This window comes from Clostridium sp. UBA5119 (assembly GCF_002414285.1).
Classification (GTDB): Bacteria; Bacillota; Clostridia; order Clostridiales; family Clostridiaceae; genus Clostridium_J; species Clostridium_J sulfidigenes.
Window position 1 is genome coordinate 1 of sequence record NZ_DHYX01000040.1, and the last position, 21,506, is coordinate 21,506.

17 protein-coding genes and 1 pseudogene are annotated in these 21,506 nt (G+C 30.6%); 6 read left to right on the top strand and 12 right to left on the bottom strand.

The annotated features are described in order from the left end of the window. From B2671_RS05880 to rsxC, 4 genes are all read right to left on the bottom strand, one after another. Positions 1-283: Rnf-Nqr domain containing protein (locus B2671_RS05880; protein ID WP_346869568.1), on the bottom strand; the 283-nt coding region annotated here is incomplete at its 3' end. Position 284: 1 nt separating this feature from the next. Beyond that, positions 285-830: an RnfABCDGE type electron transport complex subunit G gene (locus B2671_RS05885; RefSeq protein WP_346869569.1), complete on the bottom strand. Its 546-nt coding sequence runs from the start codon at positions 828-830 to the stop codon at positions 285-287. After that, complete coding sequence (locus tag B2671_RS05890) at positions 830-1,765, bottom strand: RnfABCDGE type electron transport complex subunit D (protein WP_346869570.1); 936 nt, start codon at positions 1,763-1,765, stop codon at positions 830-832. The genes B2671_RS05885 and B2671_RS05890 overlap by 1 nt, the downstream gene beginning before the upstream one ends. Before the next feature lie 11 nt (positions 1,766-1,776). Next, on the bottom strand, positions 1,777-3,096 hold the full coding sequence (gene rsxC, locus B2671_RS05895; RefSeq protein WP_346869571.1) for an electron transport complex subunit RsxC: 1,320 nt from the start codon (positions 3,094-3,096) through the stop codon (positions 1,777-1,779). A gap of 399 nt (positions 3,097-3,495) precedes the next feature. On the opposite strand from rsxC, the gene B2671_RS05900 reads away from it, so the two are divergent. Further along, a complete protein-coding gene (locus B2671_RS05900; RefSeq protein WP_346869601.1) occupies positions 3,496-4,584 on the top strand; it encodes a PfkB family carbohydrate kinase in 1,089 nt (362 codons plus the stop codon). Further along, complete coding sequence (locus tag B2671_RS05905; protein ID WP_346869572.1) at positions 4,584-5,501, top strand: pseudouridine-5'-phosphate glycosidase; 918 nt, start codon at positions 4,584-4,586, stop codon at positions 5,499-5,501. Before B2671_RS05900 ends, B2671_RS05905 begins: the two co-directional genes overlap by 1 nt. Before the next feature lie 240 nt (positions 5,502-5,741). Here B2671_RS05905 and B2671_RS05910 read toward each other — a convergent pair. The 3 genes and pseudogenes from B2671_RS05910 to B2671_RS05920 form a co-directional block, all read right to left on the bottom strand. Continuing rightward, positions 5,742-7,492: pseudogene (locus B2671_RS05910) on the bottom strand (ATP-dependent metallopeptidase FtsH/Yme1/Tma family protein). Positions 7,493-7,826: 334 nt separating this feature from the next. Continuing rightward, on the bottom strand, positions 7,827-8,993 hold the full coding sequence (locus B2671_RS05915) for an amidohydrolase (protein WP_346869573.1): 1,167 nt from the start codon (positions 8,991-8,993) through the stop codon (positions 7,827-7,829). 38 nt (positions 8,994-9,031) lie between these two features. Further along, positions 9,032-9,646 (bottom strand): 3'-5' exonuclease, encoded by a 615-nt coding sequence (locus tag B2671_RS05920; RefSeq protein ID WP_346869574.1) that lies wholly within the window; start codon positions 9,644-9,646, stop codon positions 9,032-9,034. Between the two features lie 434 nt (positions 9,647-10,080). On the opposite strand from B2671_RS05920, the gene B2671_RS05925 reads away from it, so the two are divergent. Next, on the top strand, positions 10,081-11,973 hold the full coding sequence (locus tag B2671_RS05925; protein WP_346869575.1) for a glutamine synthetase: 1,893 nt from the start codon (positions 10,081-10,083) through the stop codon (positions 11,971-11,973). A 71-nt stretch (positions 11,974-12,044) separates the two neighbouring features. On the opposite strand, the gene B2671_RS05930 is transcribed toward B2671_RS05925, so the two are convergent. Further along, entirely contained in the window at positions 12,045-13,397 is a 1,353-nt protein-coding gene (locus B2671_RS05930; RefSeq protein WP_346869576.1) for an NCS2 family permease, read from the bottom strand. 76 nt (positions 13,398-13,473) lie between these two features. Continuing rightward, positions 13,474-14,289 (bottom strand): hypothetical protein, encoded by an 816-nt coding sequence (locus B2671_RS05935; RefSeq protein ID WP_346869577.1) that lies wholly within the window; start codon positions 14,287-14,289, stop codon positions 13,474-13,476. Between the two features lie 187 nt (positions 14,290-14,476). Here B2671_RS05935 and B2671_RS05940 point away from each other — a divergent pair, with 187 nt between their 5' ends. Both B2671_RS05940 and B2671_RS05945 read left to right on the top strand, forming a co-directional pair. After that, the gene (locus B2671_RS05940; RefSeq protein ID WP_346869578.1) at positions 14,477-14,914 is read left to right on the top strand and encodes a LysO family transporter; all 438 of its coding nucleotides are present in this window, start codon (positions 14,477-14,479) and stop codon (positions 14,912-14,914) included. Between the two features lies 1 nt (position 14,915). After that, a complete protein-coding gene (locus B2671_RS05945) occupies positions 14,916-15,515 on the top strand; it encodes a lysine exporter LysO family protein (protein ID WP_346869579.1) in 600 nt (199 codons plus the stop codon). A 145-nt stretch (positions 15,516-15,660) separates the two neighbouring features. On the opposite strand, the gene B2671_RS05950 is transcribed toward B2671_RS05945, so the two are convergent. Genes B2671_RS05950 through nuoE form a run of 3 tightly spaced genes read right to left on the bottom strand, consistent with a single transcriptional unit; the run spans position 15,661 to position 19,807 of the window. Beyond that, positions 15,661-17,394, bottom strand: a complete 1,734-nt coding sequence (locus tag B2671_RS05950; protein ID WP_346869580.1) for an NADH-dependent [FeFe] hydrogenase, group A6 — start codon at positions 17,392-17,394, stop codon at positions 15,661-15,663. A 22-nt stretch (positions 17,395-17,416) separates the two neighbouring features. Next, positions 17,417-19,312 carry an NADH-quinone oxidoreductase subunit NuoF gene (locus tag B2671_RS05955; protein WP_346869581.1) on the bottom strand — a complete coding sequence of 632 codons (1,896 nt, stop codon included), beginning with the start codon at positions 19,310-19,312 and terminating at the stop codon, positions 17,417-17,419. An 18-nt stretch (positions 19,313-19,330) separates the two neighbouring features. Then, complete coding sequence (gene nuoE, locus B2671_RS05960; RefSeq protein ID WP_414632616.1) at positions 19,331-19,807, bottom strand: NADH-quinone oxidoreductase subunit NuoE; 477 nt, start codon at positions 19,805-19,807, stop codon at positions 19,331-19,333. Between the two features lie 283 nt (positions 19,808-20,090). On the opposite strand from nuoE, the gene B2671_RS05965 reads away from it, so the two are divergent. After that, positions 20,091-21,407 carry an amidohydrolase family protein gene (locus B2671_RS05965; protein WP_346869582.1) on the top strand — a complete coding sequence of 439 codons (1,317 nt, stop codon included), beginning with the start codon at positions 20,091-20,093 and terminating at the stop codon, positions 21,405-21,407. The last annotated feature ends 99 nt before the right edge of the window (positions 21,408-21,506 follow it).

Consider the following 21,506-nt stretch of genomic DNA (forward strand, 5'->3'; position numbering starts at 1 on the left):
ATAAGTCAGGAATATAAGCTTGTAATAAGAACTGTATTAAAGTAACGAAGGTAGCGATAACTACTATATAAGCAGGTATTCTGATTTTATCAGGAACAAGTTTTCTAATTAAAGATATAACAGCGTTTGATCCAATTAATACTAAGGTAGAAGCTAGAGCCATACCAGCAGCATTCTTTACACTACTTGTAACAGCAAGAGTAGGACACATAGCTAGTACTTGTATGAAAACTGGATTTTCCGTAATAATACCTGTTTTTAATCTATTAACTAATTCTTTCATTCTACTTTGCTCCTTTCAAGTTTGTATTGTAGTAATTTATAGCAGTGTTTACACCATTAGTTACTGCTTTAGAAGTAATTGTTGCACCAGTAATTGCTTGGATATCTGAGCCAACAGTAAGTTCCTTTTCAGAAGAAAGACCTTTAAATTGTGCTGCAAAAGAAGGATCATCCTTTGCTTTAGAACCAAGACCTGGAGTTTCAGTATGACTTAAAATCGTAATACCAGAAACAGCTCCTTCAGCATCGATACCAACCATTAATTCAATTTTTCCACCATAGCCTGATGAGTTAACTTGAAATACATAACCTGCATCACTTCCACTAGTCTTAGCTTGAAATATACCTGTTACGTTTTCATCAGCAATACCATCTTTTAATTCTGAAAATTCTTCTGCCTCTAAGACAACTTTCATAGCAGCAGCTTGGTCCTCTTTAGCTTTGGCTTCAATTGGTGCTCTAGTAATATCATAAGCAAAGGCAAGGATTAGACCAGCAATTGCGGTAATTGCAAGTAGAATTCCTCCTAATTTTAAATTTTCTTTCATTATTTTGCACCTCCGAACACACGTGGATTCGTCCATTTATCAATCATTGGAACTAATAAGTTCATTATTAAGATTGAGTAAGAAACACCTTCTGCATAACCACCGTATAAACGAACTAATGATGTTAATAAACCACAACCAACACCAAATATGATTTGACCTTTTCTAGTCATAGGAGATGTAGTATAATCAGTAGCCATGAATATAGCACCAAGCATTAATCCACCTATGAATATTTCATATATTCCATTTCCCTGCATAAATCCATCTCTACCTAAAACTGTAGTTATTACAAAAACTGTACCAATATACGTAGCAGGTATGTGCCATGTTATAACTTTTCTATATAATAGATAAGCTCCACCAAGAAGTAGGGCGAAAGCAGAAACTTCTCCGATACATCCAGCTAAGTTAGTACCAAGGAATGCATCTAGAGTATCAGGAAGTAATCCACCACCATTACGAAGTATAGCAAGTGGAGTAGCTTTAGTTGCACCATCTATAGTCCATTCAGTCATTTGACTTGGATATGCAGCAAGCAAGAATGCTCTTCCAGCTAGGGCAGGGTTCATAATATTTTGACCAAGACCGCCAAAAAAACATTTAACAACAATAATAGCAAATGCACTACCAACAGCAACCATCCAAAGAGGAAGTGTAGGTGGCAAGTTAAAAGCAAGTAGTAATCCAGTAATAACTGCACTTAAATCTTTTAATGAATTTGGTCTTTTAGTTATTTTATTAAATAAGTATTCGCTAAGCATTGCAGAAGCAACAGCAGTTATCATAACTAATGCTGCATCTATCCCAAAGAAATAAATACCTGCTATAGTAGCTGGTACTAAAGCAATTAGTACATCTCTCATTACAGTTGAGACTGTTTCCTTAGATTTGATATGTGGCGATACTGATACGTTATATAAATTTCCAGACATTATGTTCACCTCTACTTTTTCTTTTTATTAGCTATAACTCTTTTTTTACCCTCTTTGCAAGTTTGAGTTAAATTTCTCTTAGCAGGGCAAGAATAGCTACAAGCACCGCATTCAATGCAGTTAAGTCCACCAAACTTTTCAAAGTTTTCATAATCGCCTCTTACAACTTGAGCATTAAGTTTATTTGGAAGCAAGAACATTGGACATGCATTAACACATTTCCCACATCTGATACAGTTTGATTCAACAGTAGGCACAGCTTCTGATTTTGTTAAGCAAAGTATGCCAGAAGTACCTTTTATTGCAGGAATGTCTAAAGTAAATAGTGCAGTTCCCATCATTGGACCACCGCTAAGAACTTTAACAGGCTCTTCGTTAAATCCATCACAATAATCGACAAGTTCTCTCAAGCTTGTACCAAATTTAACTCTTAGGTTTTTTGGAGTTTTTATTGCACCTCCAGTAACAGTAACTATTCTTTCAGTAAGTGGTTTACCAAGAATAACTGCTTCTCTTATAGCAAAAATAGTAGCTACGTTTTGAACTATGCAACCAGCATCTGCAGGTAGTTTTCCTGTTGGAACTTCTCTTTTAGTAACAGAATAGATTAACTGTTTTTCTGCACCCTGTGGATATTTAGTTTTAAGTTCTGCTATTTCAACATTTTTAATAGGTTCTACAACTGCTTTCATTATTGTTATAGCATCACTTTTGTTGTTCTCAATACCTAAGAAGATTTTTACTTCAGGAAACATTTGAGAAAGGATTTCTAAACCTTCAGCTATCTCATTAGAATATTGTAGCATTAACTGATGGTCACAAGTTAAGTAAGGTTCGCATTCAGCTGCATTGATAACAATAGTATCAATATTGCATTCTTTTGGTGGGTTTAGCTTTACATGAGTTGGAAAGCATGCACCTCCAAGACCTACAATACCAGCTTCTTGAATTATCTCTAATAGCTCATTTTTAGATAAATTCTTATAATTTTCGTGTGGTGTATAGGCTATTTCTTCATAGGTATTATCGTTTTCAATAATAACGCTCATAACCTTTGAACCATTTGATGTAAGCATAGGTGTTACATTTTTAACTATTCCAGATACACTAGAATAGATATTAGATGAAACAAAAGATGTGCTTGCACCAATTTTTTGTCCAACTACAACTTTATCTCCCTTTTTTACAATAGGTTCACATGGAGCCCCTATATGTTGGCTCATAGGGAACACTAAATCACCCTTTGGAAGATAGGTTTCAATTTCTTTTTTTTCTGAAAAATGTTTTCCGTGAGGCGGATGAATGCCTCGTTTAAAAGTTAATAGTCCCATAATATTCCTCCATTCCTATAGTATAAATTATAAAGACATTGTATTAATGACTCCTATAGTACAAACTTTATTATAACTCGAAAATCTTTATGGTGCAATATATTGAATTGTTTATATGATTTAAGAATAATTAAAACTATAGTGGATAAATTAAAAATTAAATAGAAAATAATGCATACATTGTCTAATATTAAGGTATTATTTACATAAATTTAGATAATATAATTCCATACCCGTAATAAATTACAAATTTTAAGGAATATTATAGTGAGCAAAAGTAAATATAAATTTATTGCATTAAAATTTATGGATAAAATATTATTGCATTAATTTTTATAGTATGCTAAAATTAAGTAAGCAAATCTTTATAAAATAAGCAAATATTAAGAGGAGAAAATGATGACAAATAGAGAAGAAGAAATATTAAATCTTATAAAGGATAACCCCTTAATATCTCAAAATGAAATAGCAGATATTCTTAAGATTACTAGGTCATCTGTAGGAGTACATATAGGAAACCTTATAAAAAAAGGATATATCTCAGGTAGAGGATATGTAATGAGTAAAGAAAATTTTGTATCTATAATAGGAGGAACTAATATAGATATAGTAGGATTTTCTAATGATGAGTTAAGACTTAATGATTCTAACCCTGGAAATATAAAATTTTCTTTAGGTGGGGTTGGTAGGAATATAGGTGAAAATTTGTGTAGATTAGAAGTTTCTACAAAACTAATTTCTGTTATTGGTAATGATATTTATGGTCGTAAGATTATAGACGAAGGCAGAGAAATTGGTTTAGATTTAGAATATAGCCTTAAATTAGATGGAGAATCTACATCTGTATATATGTCTGTTCTTGATTATTCTGGAGATATGAAAGTAGCAATTTCATCCATGGATATCTATGATAAGATGACCATAGAATTTATTAAAACTAAAAAATCAGTAATTGAAAGTTCTAGAATATGTATTATAGACACTAATATTCCTAAGGAAGTAATAGAGTATGTAGTTAATAACTTTAAAAATACAAAATTTTTCTTAGATACAGTATCATCATCTAAGGCAGTTAAGGTAAAGGACATCATTCATAAGTTTCATACAATAAAACCTAATAAAATTGAAGCTGAGATTTTATCTGGAATGAAAATTAGTACTATGGATGAGGTAGAAAAAGTTAGTGATTACTTTTTAAACTTAGGTGTAAAAAATGTATTTATAAGTCTAGGTGAAGAAGGAGTATATTATAATGATGGGATAAGTAAAGGATTATTTACTCCACCTAAAGTTAAGGTTATCAATGCTAATGGTGCAGGGGATGCTTTTGTTGCTGGATTAGTATACTCAAGTATGAATAATTTTGATTTAATACATACTTTGAAGGTTGCTTCAGCCTGTTCTTCACTGGCAATTACTCATAAAGATACTATTAATCCAAATATGTCTTTGGAAAATATAAATAAAAAATTGGAGGAGATTAAATAATGTTAGAAAAATATTTAGATATAAACCCAGAGGTAAAAGCAGCATTAATGGAAGGAAAGCCAGTAGTTGCTTTAGAATCAACTATAATATCTCATGGAATGCCTTACCCTAAAAATGTAGAAACTGCATTAAAAGTGGAAAGCATAATTAGAGAAAATGGAGCAATCCCAGCAACTATAGCTATTCTTGAAGGAAAATTAAAAGTTGGATTAACAACTGAAGAAGTTGAATTTTTAGGAAAAACTTCTGGAGTAATAAAAACTAGCAGAAGGGATATACCTTTTATAGTTGCTAATAAACTAAATGGAGCTACTACAGTTGCATCTACAATGATTATTGCAGCACTTGCTGGAATTAAGGTATTTGCTACAGGTGGAATTGGAGGAGTTCATAGAGGTGCTGCACAGACTATGGATATATCAGCTGACCTTGAAGAATTAGCTATGACTGACGTAGCTGTAGTATGTGCTGGATGTAAATCTATTCTTGATATAGGGTTAACTCGTGAATACTTAGAAACTAAGGGAGTACCTGTAGTAGGATTCCAAACAGAAGAATTACCGGCATTCTACACAAGAAAATCTGGATTTAAAGTAGACTATAAAATGGATAGTGAAGAAATCCTTGCAAAAGCATTAAAGGCCAAATGGGATTTAGGTTTAGAGGGTGGTATGGTTGTTGCAAACCCAATACCAGAAGAATTTGAAATGGACTATGATACAATTAATAATGCTATAGAAACAGCTGTTAAGGAAGCAGAAGAGAAAGGGATAGTAGGAAAAGAGAGTACACCATTCTTACTTTCTAAGGTTAAAGAGATTACAGGAGGATCAAGTTTAGAATCTAACATTCAATTAGTATTTAATAATGCTAAGGTTGGAGCAAAACTAGCAGTAGAGCTATCTAAGCTACAATAGTATTTTAAACAATATATAACTAGATAAGCTTTAATTTCAGGTAAAACTTATCTAATATATAACATGTAATATTACCTATATAAAATATAAAATATAAAAGGTATGAAACCTAAAAATTCAAAATGGTTTCATGCCTTTTTATATATAAAAGTAGAGGTATTTTAATGCTACACTAATAATTAGCATTAAAATAAAAACCTAAGGAAATACCCCTAGGTTTCAAAGAATATTGTGCATAGATTAGCTTGTTTTACCATATATTAGATTAAGAATGTCATCAGTATATAGAGTTTCTTTTAAAAGTAATTCTTCAGATAGCTTAACTAATAAATCTAAATTATTATTTAAGGTGTTTTTAACTTCGTCATACAATCCATCCAGTACAGATTTACACTCTTNNATACTACTGTAGTATAATAATCAGTAGGTATTCCTTGCATTTCTGAAAGTCTTAAAAGACCTAGAGATTTTCCCATACCATATTCACATACCATATTATTAACTATATTGGTAGTTTTCTTTAAATCATTGAAGGCTCCAGTAGTTATTTTTTCTTCGCCAAAGATAATTTCTTCGGCAGCTCTTCCACCCAATAAAACCATGATTTTTCTTTTTAAATAGTCTAGATTATGGTAGGTGTTATCTTCACCTATAGTCAAAGTGTATCCACCTGCACCCTTAGAGGTAGGGATTATAGTTATTTTAGAGATTTTTTCTTCTGGAACCTTTAAGTGGGAAATCAATGCATGTCCAACTTCATGGTATGCAGTAATTTTCATATCTTCTTCTTTAAGAGCATCTTTATCTAATTTTTCATGACCAGCAACTACTATTGAAAAGGCTTTATCCATATGTTCACCAGTGATATATGGAGCATCTTCTTTGCATGCAATTATAGCAGCTTCATTTACTAAATTTTCTAATTTAGCACCAGAAAAATAGGCTGTATTATGTGCGATATCTCTTATGTTCATATCACTTACTGGTTTATTTTTAAAGTGAAGGTTTAATATTTTTTCTCTTGCATTAATATCTGGAAGAGACACCTCTATATGTCTATCGAATCTACCAGGTCTTAAAAGAGCTTCATCTAATATGTCAAGTCTATTAGTAGCTGCTATAACAACAATACCTTCACTTTCTTTAAATCCCGACATCTCAGTTAGAAGAGCATTTAAGGTTTGGTCCTTTTCATCAGAATTACCAGATTTATTAGAACTACGTTGCTTACCTATAGCATCGATTTCATCAATAAAAATAACAGCTTTACCATGAGTCTTAGCTTTCTTGAATAAATTTCTAATTCTACTTGCACCTACTCCAACATACATCTGTACAAAGTCTGAACCAGATACAGCATAGAAAGGAACCTTAGCTTCACCAGCTATAGCTTTTGCTAATAGAGTTTTCCCAGTTCCGGGATCTCCATAAAGAATTACACCTTTAGGCATTCTTGCACCGTAAGAAGTATATTTTTCTGGATTTTTAAGAAAATCTACTATATCTTTTAAACTTTCTTTAGCTTCATCATTACCGGCTACAGAATTAAAGCTAAATTTATCCTTAGAAACACTTTGTCCATCAATTGCAGTAATAGAAGTCATTGATCCACCAGAACTATTCCTTTTTATAGCCATAAATATAGTAGTTACAGCAGAAAGGCTGAGGAATATAACTGCTATACGTTGATTTGTTGGTAAAGTTGATGAGCTTTCAACTGTAATCCCTTCTTTTAAAAGAGTTTCTTTAAGAGTATTACTATTAGGATTATCTGTAGAATATTTATTTCCAAATTTATCCACAACGGTAATTTTAGGTGTTTGAGACATGGATACTTTAGATATATTATTAATTTCTAAATCTAGTAAAAAATCTGAATATGTTTTATAGGGGATTGTAGCTGCACCTATATTTAATAAAATTAAAGCTACAATTGATAATACTAAAATACTTAAAGGAATAATAATTAAATTCTTTTTAATGTTATCTATCAATAATCTTACCTCCTTAAAATTTATATATATTTTTTATAAAATAAAATTTAATATATACAATATAAAATGATTAAAGAATAAGGTTTTATCTATAAAAAGATTGTTTCATGCTGTAATTAGTATTATACAAAATTTAAAACTAAAGTCCACAAATTAACCTAAGATTTGTAAATGTAAGTTATGGTAGAATTGTAAAGATAAGAAGTAGAATATGTAATAATAAAATATACCTAGCTACATATCAATGTAACTAGGCATACTCTAAATAAGGAATCCCCTAGTAATATTCTGTTATATTTTATTTATATACATAAATTAATCATTAATTAAATTAGAATTGATTTTTAACTACTGTACCATCAATCATTACCAGTTTAACAGTATTTCTAAGATCAAAAGGATGTCCATTATATATTATAATGTCTGCATCTTTTCCTATTTCAATACTACCAACTCTATGATCAGCATTTATTGCACGTGCTGGATTTATGGTAATAGATCTTAAAGCCTCTTCTTCATCCATTCCTTCTCTAGCAGCAAGGGCAGCACATAGAGATATATATTGAAGTGGAATTACAGGATGATCTGTCATAATGGAAACTTTTATTCCAGCTTTGTTTAAAATCATAGGAGTTTTAAATGTTAAATTTTTCAGTTCTACTTTACTTCTATCAGATAAGCTTGGACCTATAATTATAGATTTTATATGTTCATCTTTAAGGCTTTCGGTTATTAAATGTCCTTCAGTACAATGTTCCAAAGAAAGGTTTAAATCAAATTCTTTAGCTATTCTAATAGCAGTAAGAATATCATCAGCTCTGTGAGCATGAGATTTCAATGGAATTTCCTTTCTGATGACCTTTGCTAAGGCTTCTAACTTCATGTCAAAGTCTGGAGCTTTATCATTACCTTTTTTGAAGGCTTCTTGTTTTTCTACATAATTTTTAGCTTTTATTAAATTTTCACGAAGGATAGCTGCGGTAGCCATTCTAGTACTTGGAGTAACTTTTTTACCACTATAAACTCTCTTAGGGTTTTCTCCAAAGGCAGATTTCATAGCAGTACACTCATTAATAACCATATCATCTATAGTTTTTCCATAAGTTTTCATAGTTGCGAAAGTTCCACCTATTACATTAGCACTTCCAGGACCAGTTGCTACAGTTGTAATACCAGCCTCTAATGCTTCTTGAAAACATTTGTCCACAGGATTTATTGCATCTATAGCTCTAAGATGAGGTGTAACTGGATCAGTAGTTTCATTTCCATCACTACCTTCAAATCCTAATCCATCTTCCCACATTCCAATATGACAATGAGCATCAATAATACCTGGCATTAAAAAGCCATTTTTCCCATCGATAATTTCTATGTTTTCAGGAATTGCTATGTTTGAACCAAGGTTGCATATTTTGCCATTATCAATTAATATAACACCATTTTTAATAATTTCATCTTCTGTCATAGTGTGGATAGTAACATTTTTAATAGCTATCATTTAAATCACTCCTAAAATAAAAGTTTTACTTCACAGTATTACTTAAATTGTAACATATTGGTAAAAAATTTTGGAGGAATTAATCCAGTTTTTATTCCTTGAATTACTAACATATAAGTACAAGTTGTGTCAAATCTTGCGTCATGGTAGCCAGATGTCTCACCAAATAGAGAAGTACATTTATTTTGAAGAGAATCTTCTTTAAGGTTTAAAAAGTTTATCACTTCTCCAAGAGAAGGATTTTTTAATAAGCCTCTAGAATTAGTAGCTTTACATATTTCTTTATAATATGACATAGTACAAAATGAACCTTTAGGATTAAAAGGAATATCTAAAAATTCTAGTTCACTTTTTAAAAATTTAATATCAAATTGAACATTGTGTCCAATAATTATATCACTATTGATAAAATCATCTATAAATTCCTCATAAGTATCTTCGAAATATTTTCCATTACTCAGTTCGTAGAGCTTTTCTAAAGAAAAGCCATGTACAGCTTCAGCACTTTCACTCATTTCTTCTACAGTGAAGAAATAATTTTTACCTACTGTTGTTTGAGGTTTTGTGCTAGTATCAACAGTAATATATGATAATTGACATATATTACCGGGTTTTATACTAGTAGTTTCAGTATCGAAAAATAATAATTTCATAAATGTATTCTCCTTAATTTCTTATATAAACTATATATTTATTAAATTTAGTCAACTTTAGCCAATAAATTAATAGTATAATTCTATTAAAGTTATGTCAATATATTGAGTAATTTTAGAGTTCTAAATTTTGTATAAATTGTATAATTAATAGAAAGAATAATTTGAATGAGAAAAAATATTATAAATATTAAAATATTTAGGTGAATTTTATATTGGGTTAATTAATATTTTACGAAAAGTGAAAAGGTTTAACTTGCAATGTAAAGGATTATATATTAACAAAAAGTAAAAAATTAATATATTGTTAATGAAAAAGCGATAAATAACTATACATATTAACTTATTGTTAACAAAATTGATTATATTCATTATTTTTATATTATGCTATAATGCAAATATTGAACACAATTATAAAAGGGGGCTTATATTATATGAGTTTATTATTTGTAATACCTACTAATAAACAAAATAAAGAGGAGTTACTAAAAATACTTCAGCAATATAAGGAAATAAGATTTGTTTCTCTAGTTGGTATTGACTTTTTAGGTAATGATACAGACGAAAAAATTCCTGTTAAAAATTTCATAGAAGATATTGAGACATTTTTACATGGTACAGCTGTCCAGACTGATGGATCATCTGTAATATTACCGGGAATAGCTACCCTTAATAATGCAAAGGTAGATATGAAGGTTGATTTAACTTGTAATTGGTATGTAGATTACAATTATGATTATATAGATGAAGAAACAAATAAACCAGTAGGAACTATTAGAATGCCATGTCACTTATATCATGAAGATATTGCCGTAGATTCTAGGTATATACTAAAAAATTCTGTAGATCACTTTAGAGTTTCCATGATGAAGTTATTTGAAGAAAATCCACAGTTTTTAGCTAACTTTGACATTAACTATGATGAGATAGAGGATGTAAGTATCACAGCAGCAACAGAATTAGAGTTTTGGGTAAATACTCCAAATGAATTAGCTGAAATAGAAGAATTATCCACTTCCCAAGTATTAAAGGAGCAGTACTGGAAGAGAACCAAGGGTCCTGTAAGAACAGCATTAGAAAAATCTTTAGATTTATTAGCTAAATATGGTCTACAACCAGAAATGGGGCATAAAGAAGTAGGGGGAGTTAAAGCTAAACTATCTGAATCAGGAGTTCTAACTCACATAATGGAACAATTAGAAGTGGATTGGAAGTTTTCTACAGCTCTTCAAACTTGTGATAATGAGCTTTTGGTAAGAGGTTTAATAAAAGAAACTTTTAGAAAGAATGGTCTTGAAGTTACATTCCAAGCTAAACCAATTGAAGAAGTAGCAGGAAATGGAGAACATTTACATGTAGGCGTTACTTTAAAGCTTAAAAATGGTAAGATGATGAATCTATTCCATAGTTATGCTGAAAAAGACTTTTTAAGTGAGGTAGGATATGGAGCAATAATGGGGGTATTAAAGAATTATGAAGTAATAAATCCCTTTGTTTCTTCAAACTATGATGCATTACAAAGATTAAAACCAGGATTTGAAGCGCCAGTATGTATAGTAACTTCATTAGGATTTACTAAAGATGTGCCTTCAAGAAATAGAACTATCCTTGTTGGACTAGTGAGAGATGCAATTAATCCAATGGCTACTAGGTTTGAGTTGAGATCACCAAATCCTAATACAAATATTTATTTAGTATTATCTTCAGTTATAATATCTATGGTAGATGGAATAAGCTATGTAGTTACAAATAATAAAAGTAGAGAAGAACTTTTAGCAGAACTTTCTAAAAAACCAGTAGAAAAAACTTCTTACCTAGAGGAAAGCAGATGTTATAGAAGTGAAGAAGATGTATTTGAATTCTATACAGAGGAAGAAAGAGAAGAGTATTTTGGTAAGGCGCCAAGTACTGTATATGAAAATTTATTAGCTTTTGAAGATGAATCCAGAGTACATGTTTTAACTAAAGATGGAGTAATAACTAATAAAGTAATTAAAGGATATAAGGAAGCTGTACTTGAAAGATGGACTACTGAGTTAGAGCATAGAATTCTTCCGAACTATTCTAATGAAATTAGAAACATTAGAAGATCTAATGGCGATGATTTTATGGAGTATGATCTTGAAAAATGGAGTGAAATAAATAAGCTAAGAGAAAAACTTATGAAAGATAATTATGTAAGTAAAAGCTTATTTACTCAAATGAGAGAAGCAATTAATGATAAAAATTATAAAGAATTATCTGAGTTACAATTAATTGTAGATGAAGATATGAGAAGCCTAAGAAGGTTATATATGAATTATAGAAGAAATCTTATGGATATATAGATATACAAAAGGTAATCACTGAAAAATTTTCAGCGATTACCTTTTTAAATTAATTATAACTAAAACATAAATTACATAAATATAAGTTTTAGTATAAATATGATGGATAGAATATACATTACTATTGAGATTGGTTTTTTATTTTCTTTCTTACCAAATATGTTATTTAATAAGTTTATTAATGTATATGAAAGAACTCCAAGGGTAAGACCATCACCGATACTATAACATAATGGCATTGCAGCTATAGTAATGAATGCAGGGAAGCCTTGAGTAAAATCTGTAAAGTCTATTTTCATAACACTTTCTAACATCATAAAACCAATCCAAATTAAGCAAGGAGCTGTAGCATAACCAGGTATAGCTATAAATATTGGAGATAGGAACATTGCCAATAAGAATAGAATACCCGTAGTAACAGCTGTTAGTCCAGTTCTTCCACCTTCACTAACTCCAGCTGCGCTTTCTACATAAGTAGTAACGGTTGAAACTCCAACTAAAGAACCAAAGGTGGTTCCTATAGCATCTACTAGTAGAGCCTTTCTTGCCATTGGTACATTACCATCTTTATCTAACATATTTGCCTTAGAGCATACACCAACTAAAGTACCAACTGTATCAAAAAAATCTACAAACAAGAAAGTAAGACAAATTGTTATAAAATTAAGAAGAGCTGAACTATTAGTGAATACGGAGAAGTCAAGCTTGAATGCAATTGATTTGATAGATTCATATTTGAATAATCCATTTGGAAGATATATGCCAGCGGCAGTAGCTCCTTCAGGATTTATAACTGCATATATCCAACCAATTATAGAACAAATCAGAATGGACCAAAGCATAGCTCCCTTAATATTTTTAGAGTTCAAAACAGCTATAATAAGAATGCCAATAACTGCGATTATAGCACCAGGAGCTACCATAGAACCTAGAGATACAAGGGTAGCTTCATTAGACACTACAATACCAGCACCTGTTAAACCTATAAAAGCAATAAAAAGTCCAATACCAGCAGTAACAGCATGCTTCATTGTAAGTGGAATACAATTAACCACAGCTTCACGCACTCTAGTTACAGATAGAATGATGAAAATTATACCTTCTACAAAAACAGCAGTAAGTGCTACTTGCCATGGAACACCCATGGCACCGCATACTGTAAATGCGAAGAATGCGTTAAGTCCCATACCAGATGCCAGTGCAAAAGGTGCGTTAGCATATAGTCCCATGAGTATAGTAGTAAGTCCCGCAGCTAGACATGTAGCAGTTACAAGTGCTCCAGCAGTACCATCACCCATAGCAGTACTAAGGAAATTAGGATTTACAGCAATAATGTAAGCCATTGTTAGAAAAGTGGTAATTCCAGCAACAATTTCACGCTTTACGTTAGTTCCATTTTTAGTAAGTTTAAAATACTTGTCCATATAAATCCCCCTAATATTAATAGATATAATTATTAATATTAGTATAATATTAAAATATTACTAGAAAATATATTTATTACATATAAATTATAAAAGGTACAATTTCCAACACTCTCTTATCAGAAGGAAATTCGTTGTTATAGTTTAAATGAGAAACAAAGTCTTTATAGTTGCTATGAGATGTAATAAAACCCCATAATAATTTAGATACTAAAGGGTTGCTATCAATAATATTATGATTTGACTGAGGATAGTCATAACTTGCTATTTCACCGACAATTGTACAAGGTCTACCAATATAACACTCTATGTCCATAGATGCATGTTTACTACAAACAGAAGTAATAACTAAAGTATCTGAATCAAAAGGAAAGGAGGTAGGATATTTTAATACTTTATCTTCTGTTAAAGATTTTATATTTCTTTTTATCCAATTAATCATAGAGGTATTATCTATATCAGAAGTTATTTGTTGAAACTCAAGTAATTCTAATGTATTTCTTAAAAGTTCTAAAGTACTATCTGATTTTTCTATAGTACACTGGAACTCTACAATATCGCCAGGAGAAATTGTATTTAAGTCATTATTTGATTTTAAAGATTTGATTGCATTGTTTCGATTTAATAAAGTTTCTAGATTTATAAATAAATTAATAGATGAATTTTCTATTTCATCTATTGATTTTCTTTGAGTGCTTTTAGATAAAGTCACTGTAGCGGAACCTTGAATAATTTTTCCACAAGTTAGTTCAGACAATGGTAGAGTAGCTTGAATTGTAGTTTCTTCTCTTTTTCCACTTATTTCAATGTTTTCATATCTATTTATAGCTATTTTATACATATCTCTAATAGTATCACCGTTAATATAGTAGGGCATAAAGATGTTCTTCATATTATAACTCCTAATTTATCAATTTTTAATATATCCTATATATATTCAAGATTAAATATATTTATCATTATTATTACAAATAATTTCATGTATAAAGGTATAAAGTTAGATATAATAAAAATAATCTAAATATAATGTAACTGTTTCCAAATCTATGATATAATAACGTGGTAAAGGAGGGGGACATATGGAAATTTTAATTGCATTAATACTCGGTGCCATTGTAGGTTACTTTCTAAAATTAGGTGAAAAGGGGAAAATAATAAATGGTAAATTACAACAACTTGGTGTAATATTCTTATTATTTTCTATGGGAGCTTCTATAGGAGCCGATAAAAGCATAATAAAAAATCTTCCGACCATAGGGTTAAAGTCTTTTTTATTTGCAGTAGCTACAATAGGTGTAAGTATAGTACTTGTGTATATTTTATCAGAAAAGTTTATGCCTAAGGAGAATCAATTAACCAAGGAAGAATCAATCTTAAATGTGGAAATCATAGAAAATGAAAAAGTGGTTACTGAAATTCATAGTGAAATTTTAAATGCAGAGATTGTAGAAGATGGAAATGTTGTAATTGAAGAGTGTAGTGAGCTTTTAAATGAGGCATGTGGGGAGGACAAGTAATATGACGTACATAATAATAGTATCTATATTAGTTGGAATGGGTTGTGGTTATTTTGTGTTTCCACCAGAAATAATGAGTAGTATTGATAATCTTGCATCCATTTCATTATTTGTTTTAATCTTTTTAGTTGGCATAGATGTAGGTGGCAACAAGACCATATTTAAAGATCTAAAAAAGGCAGGATTTAAGGTTTTGTTAGTACCATTTGGAGGAATTGTAGGTAGTTTATTAGGAGGACTTTTAGTAGGATTCCTATTTAATATGGCTCTTAATGAAAGCTTAGCTATAGGTTCAGGATTTGGATGGTATAGCTTATCAGGAGTAATGCTTAAAGAAATGGGTGGAGATACTTTAGGAGCTATAGCATTTTTAACAAATGTATTCCGTGAGATGATAACAGTTATTTCAATTCCAATATTAGCTAAAAAACTGAATGGCTACACTGCTATAGCACCTGCAGGAGCAACTTCTATGGATACAACATTACCACTTATATCTAAAGCAACAAATCCAGAGATAGCTGTAATAGCATTTATAAATGGAGTTATATTAAGTTCTTTAGTTCCAGTATTTGTAACATTCTTTTATAACTTAGGATAATATTACTTTATATGTTTTTAATTTTTATAATTGTAAATAAGGAACTATATAAAAATGATGGTATAAATAACTTATTTATACCATCATTTTTATGTTTATATTTATATTAGTTAGGGACTAATAACTAATAACTAAATTAAGGTGTTTATCTATTTATATAGTGAGTATGAAGTAAATGGTGAGATTTTTCTCCATTAGGTTTTCCAAGGAACTCATCATAAAGCTTTATTATCTCAGGGTTTTCATGAGATTTTCTTATAACCTTATTAGCATCCTCACTATAAAGAGCATTCATTCTTTTTTCTATTAATGAATATTGCTCATTAGAATATGGTTGACCACCACCGTTTATACATCCTCCTGGACATGCCATAACTTCAATGAAGTGATATTTTTTAGATGTATCTTCTATATTATCTAACAAATTCTTTGCATTTGCAAGTCCATTTACAATAGCTATATTAATAGTGTTACCATCAATAACTAATGAAGCTTCTTTGATTCCATCTAGACCTCTAACAGATTTAAAATCAAGTTCTTCTAAAGTACTATTTGTAATCCATTCATAAGCAGTACGTAAAGCAGCCTCCATAACGCCACCACTAGTTCCGAAAATAACCCCAGCACCAGTAGATTCACCCATAATAGTATCAAAATCAGAAGAAGGTAGAGTAGCAAATTCTAATCCAGAACGTTTAATCATCTTAGCTAATTCTCTTGTAGTTATAACTACATCGATGTCTGGATTATCATTTTCATTGACAAATTCTTCTCTGTTAGCTTCAAATTTTTTAGCAACACATGGCATTACAGATACAACAAAAAGTTTTTCCGATGGTATACCCAATTTTTCAGCAAGGTATGTTTTTGCAATAGCTCCCCACATTTGTTGAGGAGATTTGCATGTTGATGGAAGATTTAATAGGTTCCCATAGTGTTTTTCTATGAAATTAATCCATCCAGGACAACAACTAGTAATCATAGGAAGATTTTCACCACTCTTATATCTTCCTAGAAATTCTGTTGCTTCTTCCATAATAGTTAAATCTGCTGCAAAATCAGTATCATAAACCTTATCAAACCCAAGTTCTCTTAGTGATTCAACCATCTTACCAGTAACAGCACCTTCTTTAATACCAAATTCTTCTCCAAGTGCTGCACGAACAGCCGGAGCAGTTTGAACTACTACATATTTATCTTTATCACCTATAGCGTTTAATACATCTATAGTATTATCTCTTTCCATTAAGGCCCCAGTAGGACAGACATTTATACATTGACCACATAAAGTACAAGCGCTATTATTTAGCTCTTCAAAGAATGCGGTGCTTATAGTGGTATTAAAACCTCTATTTATTGGTCCAATTGCACCAACCTTTTGAACTTGGCTACAAACAGCTTCGCATCTTCTACATAAAATACATTTGGAAGTATCTCTTACTATAGATGGATTTTCAAGTTCTTTTACAGCTACAGATTTTGAACCAGTATATTTTAAATTAGTTACTCCATAAGTACTAGCAAGCTCTTGGAGTTCACAATTTAAATTTTTTTGACAAGTTAAGCAATTCATAGAATGGTCTGATAATAAAAGTTCAATTATAGTTTTTCTTGCCGCTATTACTCTTGGAGTACTAGTATTAACAACCATACCTGGAGCAACAGCTGTACAACAAGATGGTGCTAAATTTTTTCTTCCTTCCACATCAACTACACAAACTCTACAAGAACCAGGTTTATTAGTTGTCTTTTTATCATGAAGATTTAGGTAGCAAAGGGTAGGAATTTTTATATTAAGCTTACGTGCAGCATCAAGAATTGTGGTTCCTTGCTCCACTGATATTTCTTTATTATTTATTTTAAGTGTAACTAAACTCAATACTTTCACCTCTTTTAAATTATTAAACTAGATCTATTGCATCAACTGGACAGCTAGATTTACATGCACCACATTTAATGCATTTACTATATTCAATTACATGCTTAGTCTTAACTTTACCTTGGATACATCCAACTGGACATTGTCTTGCACATTTAGTACAGCCAATACATCTATCAGTAATAACAAATTTCATAAGGTCCTTACAAACTCCTGCTGGACAAATCTTATCTACAACGTGACTTCTATATTCATCATAGAAATATTTCATTGTACTAAGAATAGGGTTAGGAGAAGTTTGTCCTAAAGCACAAAGTGAAGTATCTTTTATAGTGTTACTAAGCTCTTGAAGCTTATCTAGATCACTTAAATCACCTTCACCCTTTGATATTCTTTCAAGAATTTCAAGTAATCGAGTGTTACCAATCCTACAAGGTGTACATTTACCACAAGATTCTTCTTTTGTAAACTCTAAATAGAATTTAGCTATATCAACCATACAGTTGTCTTCATCCATTACTATCATTCCACCAGATCCCATCATAGAACCGATAGCACTTAAAGAATCAAAGTCAATAGGAGTATCTAAAAATTCTTTAGGAATACATCCACCAGAAGGGCCTCCTGTTTGAACAGCTTTGAATTCTTTATCAAATTTAATTCCTCCGCCTACTTCAAAAAGAATTTCTCTTAAAGTTGTTCCCATAGGCACTTCTACAAGACCAACGTTATTAATTTTACCAGCAAGAGCAAAAACCTTAGTACCAGCGGAAGATTTAGTGCCGATTGAACTAAACCAATCTGGACCATTATTAATAATAGCTGGAATATTCGCTAAAGTTTCAACGTTATTAACGCAAGTTGGCTTATTCCAAAGTCCAGATTCAGCAGGGAATGGTGGTTTATTTGTTGGTTCTCCACGGTTACCTTCTATTGAGTGAATAAGAGCAGTTTCTTCACCGCATACAAAGGCACCAGCTCCGTATTTAATTTCAATATCAAAATCAAAGCCTGAATTTAGTATATTTTCACCAAGGAGTCCATATTCTCTAGCTTGATTTATAGCGATTCTAAGTCTTTGAATTGCTAGTGGATACTCAGCTCTAATATAGATATTACCTTTAGTAGCACCTATAGCATAACCAGCAATAGCCATAGCTTCAAGAACACTATTTGGATCTCCTTCTAAAATTGAACGATCCATGAATGCACCTGGATCACCCTCATCGGCATTACAAATAATATATTTTTGATCAGCATCATAGCCTTTTGCAAATTGCCACTTCTTTCCGGTAGGAAAGCCGCCGCCGCCTCTTCCTCTTAGTCCAGATTTTAACATAATATTTATTATGTCATCAGGAGTATATTCTGTTAGGCACTTTCCAAGAGCTAGATATCCTTTTTCAGCAATATATTCATCAATACTTTCTGGATTTATTAATCCACAATTTCTAAGAGCTATTCTTACTTGTTTCTTATAGAAGGTCATTTCATCTTGAGTTGTAACTCTTTCTTTTATAGTTGGCTCTTCGTAAAGCAATCTTTGTACAACATTTCCATTAACAATATGTTCATTTATAATTTCTTCAGCATCCTCAGGAGTTACGTGAACATAAAATACGTCATCTGGAGTAACTTTTACTATAGGACCTTTTTCACAGAAACCGAAACAACCAGTTATGGAAACGTATACTTTATCTTTCAAACCTAACTTATTAATTTCTTTTTCAAGGTTATCTTTAATTAAATCACTTTGTGCAGACTTACATCCGGTTCCTCCACAAATAAGTATTTCTTTTTCATAGTTATTTTTTTCACAAACAAAGCCATCGATACCAGCTGCTTTTCTAATATCAAGGGATGATTTGTATTCCTGATAAATTTTGTTTAATTCTTCAAAGGAATTTATTTTATTCAACTTTGTTACCTCCTAATTCTACTCATATTCAGCTAATATACTTTTTACTTGGTCTGGAGTACAGTGACCGTAAACCTTATCATTTATGGTTAAAACGGGAGCTAGACCACAAGCACCAACGCATCTCAAAGAACCTAGTGTAAATTTCATGTCTTCTGTAGTTTGTCCAGATTTAATACCTAGTTCTTTTTCAAATTCTTTAAGAACATCTCCAGCACCACGAACAAAACATGCAGTACCCATGCACACATTTATTACATTTTTACCACGAGGTTCTGTAGTGAAAAATGAGTAAAATGTTACAACACCATAAACTTTAGATATAGGTAAATTAAGTTTATTAGCGACGAAAGTTTGAACTTCCTTAGGTAGATATCCAAAGATATGCTGAGCTTTATGCAAAACCTCTATTAAAGCTCCATCTTTGCTAGGTAAGGAATTAATAAAATCTTCTAATTCCTTAAACATTTGATTTTTTTCTAAGTTACAACACACTTAAAAAATACCCCCTTACTAAATAAGTTTAACATTAAAAATATACAAAATATTTTCAATAATTCATCAAATCACTAACAGTATAATACTTTTTTAAAGTTTTGTATAGTGGGATTTTAAAAATAATATAATCTATTACAATGAAAATTATCAAGATCCATATTAGAGAATTTAATTAAATATATGATAACAGTAATTTCTATTGGTGAAATAACATATTATGGTGATTAAAAGAATATAATTGTAAAATATTAATATAAAGTAAATATATGGGGTTGATATTTTGAATTGTTATGATTTGGCTATAGTCAATGGAAATATATATGTGGAAGGAGAATTTATTAGAGGAAATTTGTACATTGATAATGGAATTATTAAAAACCTGTCAAAGGATATTTTCTTATCAAAAGATATTTATGATGCAAAAGGAAATTATGTATTACCAGGATTTATAGATCCTCATGTACATTTTCAGCTTAGTGTGGGTAATGAGGTTTCTGCTGATGATTTTTACAATGGTTCTATAGTAGCTGCATATGGTGGAATTACAACATTTATAGATTTTTTAGATCCTGTAAAAAATATTGAAGAGTTAAAAAAAGCTTTTGTAGACAGAAAAAGAAAAGCAAAGGTTTCTGTTATAGATTATGGATTTCATAGTACTATTGCAAATTTTCAGGATAATGAAGAACTATTTATTGAGGAGATTAAAAAGAAGGGAATTTGTAGCATAAAATTCTTTACTACTTATAGTTCCAGTAATAGAAAAACTGGCTTAAGAACTATTGGTAATTTACTGAAAATTTCAAAAAGGATGAAAGTTATACTTATATCTCATAGTGAAAATGAAGAGTTAATCAGAGAAGGAAAGTTTCCAGTAAGATTTCATGAAGAAAATAGACCCACATTATGTGAGACCACAGAAGTTTTAACTTTAGCTGAAATGACTAAGAATATGGATGGATATATGTATATTGTACACCTTAGTTCAGGAGAATCTTTAAGACGAATTATGGATTTATATAAAAGCTTAATAAATAAAAATTTATTTATAGAAAGCTGCCCTCAATATTTTTATTTATCTAAAGATAATTATTTATTAAATGATGGCTTTCTATATACCTTAACGCCACCTCTTAGATCTTTAGAAGAAATTGATGAATTAAGAAAAAATATAGAGCATGTTAGTGTGATAGGTACTGATCATTGTCCATTTAAATCTAATGAAAAAGCAAGAGAAACTTTAGATTTAATTCCTATGGGAATAGGGGGAATAGAATATTCTTTTAATTTATTGTATACAATGTTTGGTGATAAAATAATTGATAAATTTACAAAGAATCCAGCAAAGATTCATGGTTTATATCCTAAAAAAGGAACGTTACTCCCAGGATCAGATGCTGATGTTGTAATATTTGACCCTTTAGATAGGCATAAAATAAAATACTCTCATTCCAATTGTGACTACAATTTGTATGAAGGACTAGATGTAAAAGGTAAAGTAATTACGACTATTTCAAGGGGAAGATTTATTGTAAAGGATGGAAAATTGGTAGGTAATGAAAAAGGAAATTACGTAGGTAGAGAGTTAAAGTTATAGAAAACACTAAAAAGTTTGTATAGTTATATATTTTTGTGACTAATTAATCAGTAAGAATAAAGGGAGGTGCTTTAGTAGGATTATAATCTTGCTAAAGAG